The 18,571-nt window shown below is 39.3% G+C and carries 11 protein-coding genes; 2 read left to right on the top strand and 9 right to left on the bottom strand.

Features of this window, described 5'->3' with window-relative positions; all coding sequences use genetic code 11:
- Positions 1–9 precede the first annotated feature (9 nt).
- The 6 genes from AC504W_RS25825 to AC504W_RS25800 form a co-directional block, all read right to left on the bottom strand.
- Positions 10–1,260, bottom strand: a complete 1,251-nt coding sequence (locus AC504W_RS25825) for an alpha-amylase family protein (protein ID WP_494875076.1) — start codon at positions 1,258–1,260, stop codon at positions 10–12.
- Positions 1,261–1,434: 174 nt separating this feature from the next.
- Positions 1,435–6,801 carry an AAA family ATPase gene (locus AC504W_RS25820; RefSeq protein WP_494875075.1) on the bottom strand — a complete coding sequence of 1,789 codons (5,367 nt, stop codon included), beginning with the start codon at positions 6,799–6,801 and terminating at the stop codon, positions 1,435–1,437.
- A gap of 220 nt (positions 6,802–7,021) precedes the next feature.
- On the bottom strand, positions 7,022–7,267 hold the full coding sequence (locus tag AC504W_RS25815; protein WP_494875074.1) for a hypothetical protein: 246 nt from the start codon (positions 7,265–7,267) through the stop codon (positions 7,022–7,024).
- A 284-nt stretch (positions 7,268–7,551) separates the two neighbouring features.
- On the bottom strand, positions 7,552–9,726 hold the full coding sequence (locus AC504W_RS25810; protein WP_494875073.1) for a peptidase domain-containing ABC transporter: 2,175 nt from the start codon (positions 9,724–9,726) through the stop codon (positions 7,552–7,554).
- A 51-nt stretch (positions 9,727–9,777) separates the two neighbouring features.
- The gene (locus tag AC504W_RS25805; RefSeq protein ID WP_494875072.1) at positions 9,778–11,598 is read right to left on the bottom strand and encodes a beta-barrel domain-containing protein; all 1,821 of its coding nucleotides are present in this window, start codon (positions 11,596–11,598) and stop codon (positions 9,778–9,780) included.
- A gap of 1,216 nt (positions 11,599–12,814) precedes the next feature.
- Positions 12,815–13,522 (bottom strand): diacylglycerol/polyprenol kinase family protein, encoded by a 708-nt coding sequence (locus tag AC504W_RS25800; RefSeq protein ID WP_494875071.1) that lies wholly within the window; start codon positions 13,520–13,522, stop codon positions 12,815–12,817.
- 61 nt (positions 13,523–13,583) lie between these two features.
- On the opposite strand from AC504W_RS25800, the gene yidD reads away from it, so the two are divergent.
- Positions 13,584–13,883 carry a membrane protein insertion efficiency factor YidD gene (gene yidD / locus AC504W_RS25795; protein WP_494875070.1) on the top strand — a complete coding sequence of 100 codons (300 nt, stop codon included), beginning with the start codon at positions 13,584–13,586 and terminating at the stop codon, positions 13,881–13,883.
- 344 nt (positions 13,884–14,227) lie between these two features.
- Positions 14,228–15,085 carry a DUF4114 domain-containing protein gene (locus AC504W_RS25790; protein WP_494875069.1) on the top strand — a complete coding sequence of 286 codons (858 nt, stop codon included), beginning with the start codon at positions 14,228–14,230 and terminating at the stop codon, positions 15,083–15,085.
- 331 nt (positions 15,086–15,416) lie between these two features.
- On the opposite strand, the gene AC504W_RS25785 is transcribed toward AC504W_RS25790, so the two are convergent.
- From AC504W_RS25785 to AC504W_RS25775, 3 genes are all read right to left on the bottom strand, one after another.
- Positions 15,417–16,025 (bottom strand): pentapeptide repeat-containing protein, encoded by a 609-nt coding sequence (locus AC504W_RS25785; RefSeq protein WP_494875068.1) that lies wholly within the window; start codon positions 16,023–16,025, stop codon positions 15,417–15,419.
- 440 nt (positions 16,026–16,465) lie between these two features.
- Positions 16,466–17,983: an anthranilate synthase component I gene (gene trpE, locus AC504W_RS25780; RefSeq protein ID WP_494879475.1), complete on the bottom strand. Its 1,518-nt coding sequence runs from the start codon at positions 17,981–17,983 to the stop codon at positions 16,466–16,468.
- Between the two features lie 138 nt (positions 17,984–18,121).
- Positions 18,122–18,541 (bottom strand): photosystem I reaction center subunit II PsaD, encoded by a 420-nt coding sequence (locus AC504W_RS25775; protein WP_096581185.1) that lies wholly within the window; start codon positions 18,539–18,541, stop codon positions 18,122–18,124.
- Positions 18,542–18,571: the final 30 nt, after the last annotated feature.

Here is an 18,571-nt window from a genome sequence, read left to right as displayed (position 1 = left end):
GAAATATATTTATTTCACAATAGGATCGAACAAGCTTTCAATCCATTCATCACGTGCTACCAAATCCGTAAGAGATATAATTCCATCGAACAAATTGTAAAGCTCTTGATCTTCTGGTAGGTCACTAATTTTTTTGGCTTTTTTAGTTGTATCAAGAGTCCAAACAATATCTTTTAGAGGTTCAAGATACTCACCAAAGTGTCGATAGGCATGAATATTAGAAATCAGTCCTATTTTGTAATTCCATTTTTTAATATTTGGTTTTCCTTCTGCACCCAATTTGATTACTTGATAAATGCCTTTTTTGATATCATCTGTTCTATCCATCCCTACACTTGTTTTTGAGTCAGATATTGACTCACTACCCTGACCTTCTCGTCTAGAAGGCCATTGTGATGGTTTCGGAGAAGGAGTTCCGCAAGCATTAGTAAGCCAAAAAACATTCTTAGGATTTCTAGGGTAATACATATTAAAAGCACTAGTCCAGAAATTAACGTAACTTAAAAAGAAATCTGGTGAATTATTAAGCAATGAGATCAGACCTCGAAACCCCCAATTTTTATCTTGTATATCGTGTCTTTTCCCAATCGGATAATATTGTTCCGACCATTCACCATCACTTTCTTGTTTAGGTATAAATATTTCTAAAGGCAGATCAAAGAAACTAGTGTTATCTACAGTACCAAAACCTCTTTCAACAGCTTCTCCCTCTTCTTCAGAGGTAAGAGTTTGAGACATCACGGAAATAGGTGGTGTCAGTAATGGAGATGCTTTAACTTCAGCAAAAAGTATTGATTTTAGGCTCCTATTAACAATGATTATATCTACTGGTTCCCGTCCTCTACGAACCTCTTCATCGTAATTTAAATATCTAAAAATAGTTTGAATAAATATCACAAGTAATTTAGCAGTAGCTGTGCCAATTTTTCCTGACGGTGGTTTTTTAGAAGGGTGAAAGTGAAATTCATTTTTTAAAGCTGATCGTGGGCAACAGTTAGTGTAATGGAAGAAAAGACGAGGTTGCCCGCCTGGACTGTAAAGCCAGTTACTATGCGTAACAGCACAATAATATTCTGCTGCTATGAGTAGATCAAAAGCAGCAGCTAATAAAAGTCCTTTTTTGATAGCTAAGTTTGTAGAATGTTCAAAGCAGCGTTGAATAAGAAGGTCGCATAATGCTTGCTGAACCGGAGCATCTGGAGAAGGGCGCTCACTTGTTTGTAAACTATTTTCTATCCATTCATCTGAAAGAATTGCCAAATTATACCTCTCATTTAAGCTCTAGATATCCTCTAATAATGACAAAGTTAGTCAAATTATTTCTTATAATAACTAAAATAGTTTATCGCCAATTGTGCATTTCGGTTTAAATTTACTGAAAGTAGGTGTTATTTGATATTAGTTGAAATTTGCTCAATAACACAATATGTGTTGTCACAATTTAATCTCTTCTGTAAAAATAGTTGATAGTTTCAACTCTGACTGACACAAATTAAGATAAATTCGCGCGACTTGATCTAAGGGGTTTTGTTGTAAGCATTCTTGAAAATGTTGGGCGGCTGAAGTAAATTGTTGGGCTTGGTAAAATTTGAGGGCGGTGTTAAATAATTTTGTGGTTGCTAATTTACCTTGGCGAACTTCTGCAACATCAGCAGTAAATACTTCATGGACAGTTACAGCAGTGATTTTACCTTTAACTTTTACTTGTCCAACTACGCGAATATGAGAGCGATCGCAATTTTTTAACCGCTGAAATGTTTGGTCTGTAATTAATAACGGTGTGTTGAATGTTTTAGTTAATCCTTCTATCCGCGAAGCTAAGTTGACGGCATCACTAATGACTGTACCATCCATACGATTAAATCCGCCGACTGTCCCCAAAATCAGCGTTCCCGTATTAATTCCAATGCCAATTTTAATTGATAAATCTCCTTGTGCTTGCCGTTCTTGATTGTAAGTTACTAAAGCTTGTAACATGGCAATGCCGGCTTGTACTGCATCATCAGCATTACCAGCAAATAAAGCCATAATGGCATCACCAATATATTTATCAATGAAACCATTATGTTGAATAATGATTGGTTCCATACAACTCAAATAAGAGTTGATAAATTGAAAGTTTTGCGCCGGAGTTAAAGTTTCTGAAAGTGTAGTGAAAGAACGAATATCAGTAAATAACACCGACATTTCTCGCTGGACTTGATCACCTAACTGCACATCGACAATACTTTGTTTGTTAAGGAATTGGAGAAATTGACGGGGAACGAAGCGTTCGTAAGCTTGGTTTAAGGCTGCTAAGTCGGTGTATAAACGGGCGTTTTCGATAGAAATCGCCGCTTGTGCTGAAAGTAAGTTGAGTAACTCCAAACGATCAGGAGTGAATGCGCCTGTGGTCAAGTTATTTTCTAAATAGATAATACCTGTAAGTTTGCCTTGATTAATCAACGGCGCACACAAAAGCGATCGCGGTTGAAATTGGCGAATGTAAGGATCACGGATAAATTCACCTTTGCGAGCAGCATCATTAAGCACTACACTCGTTTTGGTGCGAATCACATAATTCACAATTGCCACAGAAAGAATCTGACTATCTTCAATATTTAGAGATTCCAGTACTTGAATATTATTTTGTTCAACGCTTCCCTGGGCTTCTATTAAAAATTTACCTTTAGTTTCCAGTAACAAAAATCCCCGTTGCGCCCCAGCATTTTCTATCAAAATTTGCATCAAGTTAGCCAGCAATTTATCAAGTTGAATTTCTCCTGACAAAGCTTGCGAAGCTTTCATAACTGTCATCAAATCCAACGAGGCGGAACCACTGCTACTGGTAACACTGCTGGCGTTAGTATTTTTGGTAGAAATATGGGGGATAGTAATTCTTTCTAACTTGCGGCTTAAAAGTTGAGGATATTGAGTTTCCAGATATTTAACTTTAGCATTTGCGCCCCATTGTAAATAAAGATATGACGCATCCTGCATGTATCCTTGGGCAATCTTTAATTTATTTTGGGCTAAATAAAACTTGGCGGCTAATTCATTTGCCAAAGCAGCTTCGTGAGGATAATTGTTTTCTTGGGCTAAATTAATGGCACGATCATAACAAGCGATCGCTTCTGCTGTTTCACCGTGGACTCGATACCATTCTGCTTCTATCAAGGCTAATTTATGAGCGTAGTTACTCGGTGCAGATTGCGCCCAAGTTTTAAGTTTTTTGATATTGGCTGTGACTTGTTTGAGTAATGTTTGCCGTTGTGTTAAATTGCTAGTCGCTGCTAAAGCTAACCGCATCAAAGAATCATAAAAACAAAACCAACCAATGATAAATAACGCCACTACAGCATCTAAATACGGAATTGCTAATTCCGCATTGTGCCAAGCAGTCTGGTAATCTTCAAACCAATAATTCAATGTCAGTAAATGAGTGTAGACAGTAAAAGTTGCTGTGCGATAATTTGTCTCGATGTGTAGCTGTAAGCTGGCTGTGACATCGTAAAATTCCCCCACCAACTCGCAGGGATTGGCATTTTTACCCTGTAAATTTGCGATCGCCTGTCGATAAATTTGAATTAAATCCAAAACAGGCTTTTTCTTAAATTTCTGAATTACTTCTAAATAATTAGCTAAACTTTTATCTACTTCTTTTAAATCTTGTCCACAAAAATAACTATGACTAGTACCAACATTTGCTGCAAAAGCTGCATATTCAGTATCACCCGTATCTCGACCTACTTGAAAAGCAATTTGCAATGCAGGTAAGGTATTAGCAATTGGTTCTCGCCAGTGACGCACAAAACTATTTACCACAAACAACACTCTGGCTTGCATATTTTTAGCGTTCAAGCGTTCTATCAGTTTTAATGCCAACTCACCAAACTCATATCCTCCTGTCAAATCTCCGACAACACCACAAAGAATCAAGCCATAAGTAGCGTAGGCAAAAGCTGATTCTGGCGCGTTACCATGTATGGCGGAAAGTTCCACCTGTTTAAACACAGTTAAGGGAAACAAATTTGGCGCTGCAAGATAAGTTGACGAAGCAATACTGGCTAAAATACGAATAGCTGCTAATTTAGTAGGATTTGTCAGTCTGGGTAAATCAGCTAAGGTTTGCACCTGTCTACTAGTCAAAGCCAGTTTCGTTTTTAACAGTCCTAACAGAATTTGCAGTTGTCCAGGGTTAGCGACTAAAGGAATTCTCAACAGTTTAAGAACTTGTAAACCTAATTTTGAGGCTGTTAACAATTCATCTCTGGCGACGAGAGATTGAATTTTGATGGCGTAGACTTGGACTTGATCAAGTGTAGTGCGGGTGTGACGTAATACAACCTCAATTAATTCATCCATGTATTCAAACGCCCCAGTCAAATAAGCAGCTTCCACTGCGGCTTCGTGCAGAGATAAAGCCAAAGAATACTGCTGTTGCCAACAGGATGTTGCTAAACAGTTAATGCCCGTTGTCAGGTAATCTAAAGCAGGTTCGTAAGCGGCGGAGGCTTTGGCTTTGTTCCCCGCCAGCAAATTTAACTGGGCTAATTGCTGTCGCTGTGATTCATCTGTGACTAAATCTAAGCCGAAGTTTAATTGGTTAACAATGTCAAAAATCTTTTCTTCTTGTTCCTCGGTGGTGATATTCTGCAATAACAGTTGTCCAATTTGCAAGTGAACTGCTTGTTTTTCCTTGGTGGGGATGAGTGAATAAGCTGCTTGTTGGACGCGATCGTGTAAGAATTTGTAGACAACATCTAAATTTGTTAAGTTAGCGGCAATTTCGCGATCGCCTACTTGTAATAATTGATAGTCGTTACCTTGAGGAAAAATCAGCCCCATTTCTACAGCTTCCCATAACTCGGTGGCTGTCTCTGGCAAAGATTTTTCTTGGACAATCGCTAAGGTTTTTAAATCAAATTGATTACCAATACAAGATGCTAACTGTAATGCTTGCTGAGAGGCGGTTGGTAGTTTTTGAATTTTACCCGCCATCAATTCCACAACGTTATCGGTAATTTGCGCCGCTTGAATTTGACTGAGTTGCCAATCCCATTCCCGGCGTTGCACATCAAATTGCAGCAATCCTTCTGTATACAGCGACTTCAGGAATTCATTCATAAAGAAGGGATTGCCGTTAGTTTTTTGCTGTAATAGTTCTGCCAGGGGAGTTAACTTTGCCCAATCGTGACTATTAAAAGTATCACTGAGGAGCGTATGAATTTGGGGTAATTGTAACGGTGTTAATGTGATTTCGTTAATTGTGACACCAGATGACTCTAAAAAGGCGATCGCACTCCGCAAAGGATGGGTAGAATCTACTTCATGATCTCGATAAGCACCAATCAACAACAAGTAGCGGCTGTCTAACTGACTAGTTAATAACTCAATTAACTGCAACGATGCACTATCCGCCCATTGCAAATCATCCAAGAAAATTACCAAAGGATGTTCTTTTTGCGTAAAGACAGTAATAAAGTTTTGAAATACTAAATTAAAGCGATTTTGGGCTTCCTGCGGTGGTAGTTCTATAACAGGCGGCTGCTTGCCAATAATTAATTCGACTTCAGAAATAACATCAATAATTACTTGACCATTGTCACCCAAAGCATTTAATAATTTTTCTCGCCAGAGATTGATTTCTGTTTCTGTTGCGGTTAAAAGTTGGCGAATTAAAGCTGTGAATGCTTGAATTAAAGAACTGTAGGGAATATTGCGTTGAAATTGGTCAAACTTACCTGAGATAAAATATCCCCGTTTTTGAGTAATCGGTTTATAAATTTCCTGCACTAAAGCTGATTTGCCAATTCCAGAATAACCTGCAATCAACATAACTTCGCTTTGTCCATGACTAGCCCGATCAAAAGCCATCAATAAATCTGTAACTTCTTGTTCTCTGCCATAAAGTGTTTGGGGAATTTGGAATCTATCAGAACTATCTTTTTTTCCTAATTGAAAAGTTTTAATTTCGCCTGTAGTTATGAATAAATCGAAACATTGCTGTAAGTCTACTTGCAAACCAAAGGCGCTTTGATATCTTTCTTCAGCAGTCTTTTCGAGCAATTTCATCACTAAATTAGAAATTACTACAGGAATTGCCGGATTTAGTTTATGGGGCGGAATCGCTTGTTTAGCAATGTGGCTGTGGACTAGTTCGACTGGATCTTCACTAATAAAAGGTAATTGTTGCGTCAGTAGTTCGTAAAATGTCACGCCCAAAGAATAAAAATCGCTACGATAATCAATCGCCCGATTCATTCTCCCTGTTTGTTCAGGGGAAATGTAGGCCAGTGTCCCTTCTAAAATATTCAGGTTCAGTAAGGTAGGATTTTCCTTTGACAACAGCGTCGCAATGCCAAAATCAATAATCTTTGTCTGTTGCGTTAAGGGATTGAGAAGAATATTGGCAGGATTAATATCTTTATGAATAATTTGTTGCTGGTGAATTGCCCCTAAAGCCGCTGCAACTTGAATTGCAATGTGCAGAAAATTCTCCAGTCCTAAAGGTTTTTGATTAAGGAAACTTCGCAGAGGTTGTCCACCAAAATCTTCTAAAACTAGAACTAAAGTGTTGGCATATTTTTCGACGCTGTAGGCTTGGATAATTCCCGGAACTTGAAAGCGGCGTGTCAGTTCGTATTCGAGTTTAAATCGTGCGATCGCTTCTGGGGTAGGATATTCCTCCCGCAATAATTTCAACACTACTGGTTGGCGATCGGACTCTCGGTATCCCTGATACACCTGAGAACGAGGACTATCATACAGTTCTCTTAAAATTTTGTACCCTTCCAGTGCGATCATAGGTTGCTCAAGCATTAGAGCTATTTTTACTAGCCTAACCAGTATAATTTGCACGCTTTTAAAAGTGACAAGAGTGCTGTAATAGTTTTTCTGATTTATCTAAAGAAAAGCTGCCTAAAATCAAGCCATTTTGCTCAAAATGCAATAAGCCCAGTGTCTAGACAACACTGAGCTAGGTACAAATATCAGCAATTTTGGGTAATTACCCAGTGTTTAAGCTGAAACTACTGATTATTTACTGTCCGCCACCGGAGGTACTACTGTCATCATCGTAAACTGGACGACAGATATATGTGGGATAACGGCGGGATTCATCCCCCTGTGATGGATATGATGGTTGTCCGTTAGATGGGAATTGTCCACCATAAGGAGATTGACTACCACCTCTTGGTTGTCCACCAATTTGTCCACCAGATAACAGCTGCTGTTCTTCTGTTGATAAGTCAACAAGTAAAGTAGATGTGATTAATTTATTTGACATAATTCTTTGCCTCACTTAGTTGATAGGTTTTGTATAACCTACGCCTTTATTATTAGCTATTATGTCTTTTAATAAATTATTCTCTGGTTATAGTTTATTTGACAAAAACTCATTCTTTTGGACTAATTTAATTAAAACCATTTTAAAATTACCTTTTGATTTTAAAATTCATAAATAGTAATATCGATATTTATAAAATATGAGTAAATACAAATATTTCTGGACACTTAAAAAAATTAGAAATATTAGCAATATAAAGGACTAAGTTCCAAATTTACGACCGTTTAAAAAGATAAAAACTTTAAATGCTCTCCTTGTTGAGAGAGAAATGTTTCTAGTGTACCTTGTAGTTGCACTTGACCTTGATCTAGCATGACAATCCAATCAGCACGATGCACTACACTAGGACGATGAGTAATCAAAATTGTAGTTTTACCTTTGCGGTATGCTAACAACCGATCTAAGACTTGTGCTTCGCTCACAGGGTCGAGTCCGGCTGTTGCTTCATCTAAAATCAATATAGGTGGATTGGTGAGAATTCCTCTAGCGATCGCTAATCGTTGTCGTTGTCCACCAGAGAGATTAGCACCAAACTCGCCTAAAACAGTTTGATAATTATTTGGTAGTTGACTAATAAAATTATCTGCATCTGCAATTTCACAAGCTTTGACAATTTCCTCAAAAGAAATATGAGGAGTACCTAAGCGAAAGTTATCTAAAATCGAGCGACTCCAAAAATGCGGTTCTTGCGGTACATAAACTACTTGTTGGCGTAAACAGTCAAGGGCGATATCCTGAATATTATAAAAACCAATGCGGATATTCCCAGAATTCAACTGATACAAACCCGCAATCAGTTTTGCTAAAGAACTTTTCCCACACCCTGATTTTCCAATCAAAGCGATCGCATTTCCCCCAGGAAGTTTCAGAGAAAATTCTTCTAACAAATCAACTCTCCCAGCATGATGAAAGGTCACTTGGGAAAACCGAATATCTGCATCAGCAGGTATTTGCACAGTTGGTTTTTGACTTCCCCCAATTACTTCTGGTGTCGCTTCAATAACTTCTAAAAGCCGAGAGACAGCCGTTTGCGATCGAAAATATTCATCCCCAAACCCAACTAAAGAGTTAATTAAATTAAAGATATTAACTTGTAAAGCATTAAACGCCAAGATTTGACCAATACTTAATTTTCCTTGAATCACTAAAATACTGCCTAATCCTAATAAAACTACTCCACCAATAGTAGAAATTAATCTCGCAACAGTACCGTTAATAATCCCAATTTGAATTGTGCTGAAAGTTAAATGTGCCAAGCGACCAAAGCGGCTTTGAAATTCATCCCAAAATTGCGGAGCAGCATTAGTCGTTTTAATTACCTGTGCGCCTTTAAATGTTTCTACCAGCACACCTTGATTTTCTGCACCTAAAACTAACAAACTGCGCGTTTTTTGTTGGAGAATGGGTAAAAAAGGTAAAGTAGATACTGTAATTAATAAAGCAACTAAGATAACTGCAATTGTTAACTCCCAGCTATAAAACAGCATAATGCTGAAAGAAATTACCGCAATAAAAAACTGGCTGGGTAACAGAATGACTATTTGCGATACTAACTGATTGATTTCATCAATATCTCGCAATCGACTAGAAATTTCCCCACTGCGGCGCGATTCATAATAACTCAAAGGTAACTGAAGAATTTTCCGCGCAAACTCCATTACCAGTCCTAATTGCAGCCGTTGACCAAAATGAGCAATCATCATGGATTGTACGACTTGCAAACTACTACTAAATAAGCTGCTGATGACAACGGCTGAAATCACAACAATTAGTAATTGAGTATCTCCCCGTACTAAAACATCATCTGTCAGTAGTTGCAGCAAAACAGGACTACCCAGCGCCAATACACCTAAAGCAATATTAATTAGCAATACCTGACCAAGTAAATTTCGATAAGGTAATACACGCTGAAAAAATTTTCCTAAACCCTGCTTTGTTTCTTCCTGAAACTGCACAAAAAAACGCGTCGGATCTGGCTCTAATAAGAGCATAACTCCATTCCAAGCAGTAGTTAATTCTTCGCGGGTAATGTAGCGTAAGCCGATCGCCGGATCACCAATCACATACTTTTTTCCTCGCTTACCGTACAGCACAACCCAGTGATAGCCGCGCCAATGAATAATCGCTGGTAGATTAATTTCTGTAATTCTATCTACGATCGCCGGTGCAGCTTTCACGGCTCTTGCATTAAATCCCAATGTCTCACAGCCGCGTTTGAGTCCTAATAAAGTTGTGCCTAAATGTCCTGTTCCTACCGCTTCTCGGCTTTTACTCATGCTTAAGAAGCGTCCGTAATGTTTGCAAATAGAAACTAGACAAGCGGCTCCACAGTCCTCTTCACTTGACTGTAAAACACACTGATATTTTTTTTTGTGTTTAAATTTGAATAGACCAAACATAATAATTCGTAATTAAGATAAAAAGCTGTTTTTTATACCTTCTGCCTTCTCTTAAATATCTGCAATTAGTCTGGCTTTTCGCAGAATGAATTGCATAATTGTTTCTTGGCGAGAAATGATATCAGCGCGTCCTTCCATTCCTGGTTTGAGATGACACTGGCGATCGCCTCTACCAACAGATGCAGTTTGCGGTACAATTGTCACTTCATAAGCTGGCGCTGGCTCTACAGTAGGCAATGCACTGTTTTTTTCCACTGCTAAAGCATCTGGTGCGATTGTGGTTACAGTACCCTTGAGTGTGCCGTAATCTGGATAAGGACAAGCCGAAACCTGCATTTGAACTTGTTGATTTGCTTTTACCTTGTCGATATCTTGCGCGGGTACTCTCGCTTTGATTTGCATTGCTGCATCAAGCGGCGCAATCTGAGCGATCGCTTCACTAGGTTGTACAATTTGTCCAGGGTTGCGTAATTTAAACTGCAATAAAATACCGTCGCTTGGGGCGCGAATTACAGTCTTAGTTAATTCATTGTCGGTTTGTTGGAGTTGTTTTTGGGTGGTATCTAGTTGTTTTTGGAATTCTGTGCGCTGCTGAAGTAAGGTTTCTCTTTCCTTTTTCAATGCTGCTAAATCTGCTTCTTTCTTGGCTTGTTCTTGCTGAATACGTGCAGATGCTACCGCTACAGGCGAATCACTGGGATTCAGTGCAGTTTTCACTTTAATTAAGTTGGTTTCAGCAATTGTCAGAGCTTGGTCTTTTTCTTCTAAGCTATTTTTGGCATTAGCTTTGGCTTGTTCTAACTTAGTTTCCGCCGCTTTGACTGCTTGTACTTTTTCTTCTAAGCTATTTTTGGCATTTTCTTGAGCTTGGGCGAGTTTCGCTTGCGCTGAAATCACCCCTTGTTCTTTTTCTTCCAGAAGATTTTTAGTGTTGGCTTTGGTTTGTACTAACTTAGCTTCTGCTTCTTTGACAGCTTGCGCTTTTTCCTCAAATAAATTGAGTGGTACGGCTCCTAGTGCTACTATCGACTGCAAGCGATCGCGTTGTAACTTAGCCATTTGCAAAGCGGCTTCTGCTTCTTGCACAGTAATCTTTAACAACTGATCACGCTGCAATCTATCTTTTTGCTTTTGAGCGATATGCAAGGCGATTTCAGCGGCTTGCACAGTTGATTGCAATAATTTTTCCCCCTGTAAGCGATCGCGTTGCACTCTCGCTAACGCCAAAGCGGCTTCTGTTTCTTGCACAGTGGTAGTTAAAAGTTTTTCTCGCCGTAATCGGTCTTTTTGTAATTTCGCTAAAGTAAAAGCTGTTTGTGCTTGCGTCATTTCCGCAAAAGCTTTAATTCGCTGATCTTGATAGTTGCGTTCAGTACCATTTAACTCTGCTTGCGCCGCGAGAATCGTCCGGTTCATTAGTTCAGTTTGAGCCGCAAGTTGAATGTTAATTTCACTCAGTTGAGCCTCAATTTGACCTAGTTGTAATTTACTCTTTTGAATGTTGGTTTGTAGTTGACTTTTTTGATTTTGCAGCCGCGAATCATCAATGTAGGCGATCGCTTGTCCTTGTTTAACAATCTGACTATCTTTCGCCTCAATTTTCTGCACAGTTCCAGTAATAGCAGACTCAACAACTTTTAGTTCTCCTAATGGTCTAATTGTTGCCGGAACTTTCACTGTGACATTGTACTTGAGTATCGAAGATAAAATCACTCCCAGCACCAAAATAGTGATCATTATGCTCCCAGTAATGTTTACCCATTTACCAATACTGGGGAGAAATTCATTCACATCAAATACAGGGAGTTGTTCTGGATTCAGGTCATTAAAACTATTGTCAGCATAGTTTTCCTGAGCGCGTAAGAAATTCACTGTATTGCACCTTATTTTTGCAATTGATCTATAAGCTGAACCTTGATGCAGTAACTCCAAAATATTTATTTTTTTGCCTTCATCCTCTGTTATTGACAGTTAATTCTGTCTTTGTGTATTTCAAGCATGAGGAAATCGCTATATATTTGGTAATAAATCAAAAGGAATAATTAGACAATTCTGCACTGAGAGCATAGCGAAAAACTCAGAAAATTTCAGCTTTTACCTAGAATGCGATCACTTAAAGTAAGTTTTGCATAAATTCCCTTGATCAAAAGCAGATAACATCATCACAAATAATCCTTTATAATCAGTTATGGGGGAAGAGAAAAGTGTGTGCCAAACAAGCACAGCAATCACTTTTCTCACATCTCTAACGTGGGCAACGCGGAGAGAAAACAGAGGAGAAGACTCAGACTCCCTCAAAGACCTCACTTACGTTGAGCGAGTAATAACTATCTCCTCTCCCCTCTTCTTAATTAAGGCAAAATCATTGCCAAAATTGATTTTCAAGCTAGAAAAAAGCTATTTCTATTTGGCACTATCAAACTGCTCATAACTACAGCGATCGCACAGATGGCTGTGCGGTATCCAGGACTTACGCACAAAGATTAGCTGTTGAGATTGGGTGTAAAGGCTGTGAACATCTATACCCCTACACGCTTCCTCAAACCTTTGATTTTTCGTTTCACTACGTAAATCCTAATATCAAAAATTGGTATTGCATCAATGCGAGATGAGTTCAGATGTTAAACTGCAAAACAAATTTCATCCCTTGATTCTACAAAACCCCAAAATTTCCGCAATTTGGCTTTTGTAATACCGTGATAATTATTCAGCATAAAAATCGCAGATGATCGCCAACTCTGCGCCAGTAACAATTAATTCTAGTCGTTGATCGGATAAATCGCTCAACAACTCTGATAAAAATATTGGATGTGACATGATTGTTAGCCTCACTTACAGTTGGTGGGTTGACCACCTAAGTAACCAACTATAAGCACTGTTTGTCAGGAAATCATAAATCTATAGATAGAAATCAAAACAATAGTTTTACTACTCACAGTAGATATAAAAAAATCTTTTATGTGTTTAGGATATCCTAGTATTTTGCGAGTAAAAATAGTAAATTTTAGTGAATAAGTACAGTTTTTTGGCTTATTCCCATTCAATTAATTCATTATTCTGGATTGTCGATCAGACATCCTATCTCAACCTAGTTAGCTGACAATAGTTGCATTAATACAAAGGCTAAACCGGCACTACCTAAAGGAACGGTTAAATTATCAACACCTAACAAGGAAACAGCTTCTAAACCAGTAGCTGCGATCGCCACAGCCAATGACACCACCCAAATTTGCCAGATATTTCCTTGTACCCCCAGCAAAATCAAACTACTCACCATATAGCTGGCTAACGTCATAGTCAAAGAGCCTTCCCAGCTTTTATTTACCCCAAAAACTTTATACTTATGTTGACCAAAGCGTTGACCTACCAATGCTGCTAAACCATCTCCCCAAGTCATTACCATAATTCCAATCGCCGCATATTGTGGTTGTTGCAAATGCCAAAACCAGGCAACTAAAATACCAAAACTCACAGCATAAAAAAATGTTCCTAAACTTTGGCGACCAACGCTGTTAATCCCCGGCAGAATCGGCAATCTATAAGATAACAAAGTCACAATACTCGCTAAAATCGAAGCTGTAATACCTACTTCAGCCGGGATATCTAGCCACCAAGCCAGCAGTATCACATTGCCAGTACCAATATGAACTATTTTCCTGACTATTTCTGAATCATCAGTAGCAAAGCGACTTACCACCCATGAAAGCAGGAGGATAAGCAACACCCAAACTGCAACTATGGTAATTTGCAGCCACAAAGGTGGAATTGATGTTAAACCAGGAATCAGAATTAACAAGAATGTTACACGCTAGACATTTTTACCCTTATTTCTAATTTATAAGATTTGGGCAACAGGAATGAAACTATTATTTATTTGGCTAATTCGGGGTTACAGAATGTTTATCTCGCCGTTGTTTCCCCCAACTTGTCGCTTTCAGCCAACTTGTTCTATTTACGCCATCCAAGCAATAGAGAGGTTTGGAGTAGTGCGCGGTGGCTGTATGGCAATTTGGCGCATCTTGCGTTGTCATCCATTTCACCCTGGCGGTTATGACCCAGTACCAGAGGTAATACCATCAGTCACGCACGCAGATTGTTGTAATCATACTCTGGTAAATTCCGAGGATGAAACTCAACAAGAAAAGCAAAATCACTAAAAATGTTTTGGAGTCATCCGCAATATCTACAGCATTCCTATTTGATTTGTGAATTTACTGGTAAAGAAAGTCAATAATATATTTTTTCACCAATGATTTAGGATTGCTAGAGATTTTCTTTTCTGTATTTATACTTGAGTATTTCTCCCAGAAATTAGCTGTGAAAAGTACTGATAAAATATAGTTTATCGATGCTTATTTAGTGTAAATACATAAGTTTTATAAGTACTTATAATTCATCGTTCTGAATATAAAAAAGTGAATAATTTTACCAATATTAACTAGACGAATACATGGCAAATCTCTTACTAATAGATTTATGATTCAATTAGTGATAGAAAGCCATGAAAAATTCATTGTTCCCTAATTTACTTACTGCGACAGCTTTATTAGCTGGCTTGTGGGTATCTGCTGCACCAGCAAACGCGGTTAACATTCAAAGCAGAAATGAAGCGCCAGCTGATTTTAAAGATAATATCCAAGACTTCAAAGATTTTGTGGGCAAAGAATCTCGCTACTTATCACCTGAGACAATTGGAGCGCAGAAAGTTGATTTATCTCAACTAACCCTGAAATATGCTCACGATACTAAAGTCTTCTTCATTGGTGAAACTGCTGGTGGTTATCGCAACCGTTTAGATTTTAAAGCAACTTATGGTGATACAGTCACCACGGGAAAAATATTTGGCGATACATCTTGTAGTACCAAAGATAGTGCTTTTCAAAATTTTAAAGATTTCTGTGCAAATCCTAACGATGCTTTAGCTAATAAAACCCAACAAGACAGCCCATTAAAAATTGGTGACTGGGTGAGCTTAGGTCAATTCCAAGCTGGTACTACACTTGATTTCTTATTGCATTCTAATGACATCAATGGAGGTATCTACGGCAAAAACCAACAAGGGCAAACTGTTAAAGGTGTATTTGGGTTAAATGAAGCTACCAATCCAGATGGTTTACAACACGTAATGAGTTATGTGTACAAGAACTTCTTAGTCTTGGGTTATGAAGACTTATGGGGAGGTGGCGACAAAGATTATAATGATGTCGTTTTTGCCATAGATATTGGTTCTAGAAATGCCCATGAATTAACAAAAGGTGTTAGTGTTCCAGAACCTTCTGCAACCTTAGCCTTGGCTGGTATAGGTGCAATTGGTTTACTCAAAACTCGTCGCCGTTCTCTAAAAAAAGCTAACAGCTAGTAGCCTTTTGGATTGTTAACAACTTGATTAATAAGCTTTTGAGGCTTCAATTCGTCACAACCATGTTTCCAATCGTTATAAGTTAATAACTTGATGCCTATATCAAGGGCGCATCTATCAATATCGATTTACAAGCTACAATTTCGTTACTCACTACTGTTTCAGAGTCAGTAAATAACATTTCTGTTCTGAGTTATCAAAAGATACTAAATTTTCTGTGTACTTTTTCAAATATTTTCGTATCTGCCAGTATACAATTCAGGCGATCGCTTCATCAAAGAGAAAGCGATCGCTTCTTTTCATATAGATTAATAGTTGGCTGTTTCAGGCACTATTGAGCCACAAGTATGTCATCCAAATTAACTGTTTTCAAGCTGACTTGTGAAAAATCTACATTACTGAGATCAGTTTTGAACAAAATGGTTTTCTTGAGACTGGTGTAGCTTAAATCTGCTTTGTTCAAGTTGGCTCCAGTGAGATTTGCACCGTTCAGATTTGCTCCTGCTAGGTTAGCACCACTCAGGTTAGCGTAGCTCAAATCTGCACCACTTAAGTCTGCACCACTGAGGTCAGCATTGCATAAATCTGCTAAACGTAGGTCTGATTTCTGTAAAGACGCTTTATGTAAGTCTACGTTACTCAGGTTGGCACGAATTAAGTTAGCAGCTTTTAAGTTTGTCCAAATTAGGTTCGCACCACTAAGATTAGTTCTCCACAGATATGATGCTGCCAAATTTGCTGCAATGAGGTTGGCTCCACTCAGGTTGGAATGAGAGAAGGTAACATTTACCAAGCTGGCGCTATCCAAATTAATCCCAGCTAAACACACCTCACTAAGATTAACTGAATGCAGGCAAATCTGAGTGAAATTTCTCTCTCCTGTCTGATAGCGTCTGAGAAGTTCATCAGCATCCATACAGCCCGCTTTCCAAATGATCATTTATCTAACTTGATGTAGTTGAAATTGGTCAATAACTGTACACCCGAACCGACTTTGCAATTAAAGTCTGAGGCAAAATACTTGAGCGCATTTAATTACCCTCTGTAAAGAAATATAACAAAAACGTTACAAAACTACAATAAGTTCTCAGTTGTTGCTTGATAGTTCCTCTTTATATGAGAGATATAACAGTCCGATTTGATTTTTGAACAAATCTATGTAGGGGCAAACAGCCGTACTCTACAGGAAGCACAAGCCTACGTCCCTACTAGTAGTCTGCCAAGAGAAATTTGCGTGCTGGACAGCAGAGGGGCAGGGGAGTAAGTACCTTCATTCCCCCCTGCTCCCCTGCTCCCCTGCTCCCTTGCTGGGTCTACACGGCAATATTGGGTTGGTGAACTACTACTTCTCAGGATTGTTTATATTTCCGTCAAATTTCTTTAACGCAAACAGCGAATGGCGACTAATAGCCCTCTAGCTTTATTTAATGTCTCTTCATATTCTTTTTCTGGTTCAGAATCAGCTACCAAACCTGCACCAGCTTGAACACTAACGATGTTGTCTCGTAATACCATTGTGCGAATTGCGATCGCACTATTTAATTGTCCTTCAAAATCGTAATAGCCATACACGCCAGAATAAACACCGCGGCGACTCGGTTCTAATTCGTTAATAATTTCCATTGCCCGAATTTTGGGTGCGCCGCTAACAGTCCCTGCGGGGAAGCAAGCTTTGAGTAAATCCCAAGCAGTTTTATTTGGGGCTAATTTACCTACCACATTACTCACGATGTGCATCACATGAGAGTAGCGCTCAACTACCATCAATTCATCAACTTGAACGCTACCGCTTTGACAAACTCGCCCCAAATCATTCCGTCCTAAGTCAACTAGCATGACGTGTTCGGCAATTTCCTTGGGGTTCTGGAGTAAATCTTCGGCAAAGGCCGCATCTGTTTTGGTGGTTTTACCTCGTGGACGTGTGCCTGCAATGGGGCGGACTGTGGCGATAATGCCCTCATCTGGGTCACGTTCGGCTTTCACCATAACTTCGGGACTGGAGCCAATAATTTGCCAATCTTGGAAGTGGAAATAAGCCATGTAAGGCGAAGGATTAATTTGCCGCAGCGAACGGTAAAGGGCAAAAGGGTCGCCTGTGTATTCTGTAGAGAGTCGCTGGGAAATAACAACTTGGAAGATATCACCTGCTTTGATGTAGTCTTTGGCCTTTTGGACGCTGGCGCAGAATTCTGGGCGGGTGAAGTTGCTGGTGTACTCTAATTCGGTGTTTTCTGCTTTTTGATTACCGGGAGGTGTCCATTCCAGGATTGTTTTTTGCGGCGACACTGGTAGAGACAACTTACTGACCAAATTAGTAACGCGATCGCAGGCTGTTTGATACGCTGCTTGTAAATCTACATTCGGGTCACGTAAATCAGAATATGCGATCGCCCAAATTTTCCGCTTTACTTGGTCAAAAATAATTAATTGGTCTACCTGCATCCATAAACCATCGGGGATATTGCGTTCATCTTGGGGATGGACGGGGACACGCGGTTCAATCCAGCGAATCAATTCATAACCCCAAAACCCAAATAATCCTCCAATTCCTGGCGGTAATTGGGGTAATTTGATGGGCTGATAAGGCTCAAGACATTGGGCTAAAGCCGTAAACGGATCACCAGCAAACACAACTTGCGAACCATCTCGGTGTGTTTGGGTTGTTGTTTCTCCTCTGGCTTCTAACACCCACAACGGATCGCAACCGACAAAACTATAGCGTCCGATTTTTTCACCGCCTTCCACCGATTCCAACAAAAAGCTGTAGGGCTGTCCAGCACAAACTTTGTACCATGCAGAGACTGGTGTATCTAAATCTGCTACCCATTCTTGATACACCGGGACAAAGTTACCTTGCGAAGCTAATTGAGAAAAATCAGAGAAATCGGGAAAAATCATAAACTGTTATGGCATGGACGATTGGGGACTGGGCAGGATAAAGATTTCCGCATCAAGGCTAAGGCATGAAATTAATTTCATACTTTACACTTCATACTTTATACTTTTTCTTACCCAGTCCCTGAATTTACCTATGTTCTAGGCATCGTAGGTTTGTTTACCGCTGAACTTGAGTGCTGAGGGGCTGGGGTTTTGGCCAATGCGACGGGGTACGTGACGTACTTTCTCACGGCCTGGGTTAACTTTTTCAGGGAAGACACCATCTGCTGGGTGAATGAAGGTGGTTTCTCCATTAGGCAAAATCCGGTAGATTTTGTAGTCTGTGATTTTGAACTTGCGGAGTTGACCGCCCAAAGCAATGCCGTATTCTTTACGAGCCAAGTAAAGCAAGTTTTCGCCTTGGTTCATAGTAGCAGCGCCACCTGTAGGTAATTCAAATACCTGTGCCTTGGGGCTAGTCCAAGTGATAGCGTACTTTTCTTCCTCTTTTGCTTTGGTGAGCAAACCGCCAGTACTACCAGCGAACAGTGGGGTTTTTCCAGAAAGTGTTTCTGCCATAGAGCATTCTCTCAAGGTTTTTAGGGCATC

This window comes from Nostoc sp. C96 (genome assembly GCF_059384975.1).
Note: the sequence above shows the minus strand (reverse complement) of the source record. Positions and strands in the feature narration are given on the sequence as shown.